This window comes from Paraburkholderia sp. SIMBA_054 (assembly GCF_046534875.1).
Taxonomy (GTDB): Bacteria; Pseudomonadota; Gammaproteobacteria; order Burkholderiales; family Burkholderiaceae; genus Paraburkholderia; species Paraburkholderia hospita.
The window spans coordinates 1-258 of the sequence record NZ_JAWRXV010001117.1 but is presented as its reverse complement, the minus strand read 5'-3'; the positions used below and the strand labels follow the sequence as shown (position 1 = coordinate 258).

Annotated in this window: 1 protein-coding gene; it reads left to right on the top strand. The window is 51.9% G+C overall.

Features of this window, described 5'->3' with window-relative positions; all coding sequences use genetic code 11:
- Window positions 1-258: hypothetical protein (locus tag SB822_RS58630; RefSeq protein WP_410859311.1), on the top strand; the 258-nt coding region annotated here is incomplete at both ends.

Sequence of the window (258 nt, the reverse complement as noted above, 5' to 3'; positions counted from 1 at the left end):
CACTGAATCGGCAATTGCTGCCAAAATATCCGGTAAAAGAAGGCAGCGATAAACATGAAGTCATCCGTGCCCTGTGCCTGAAAGGGCTGGAAGAACGGGGGCGACAGGCGGGACAAGACTATTCGGAGAGGCTTGATTATGAACTGGGCGTCATTTCGGCAATGGGCTATATCGATTACTTCCTTATCGTTTCCGATTTCATGGCCTATGCGAGAAACAAGGGCATTCTCACGGGGCCTGGCCGTGGATCATCTGCGG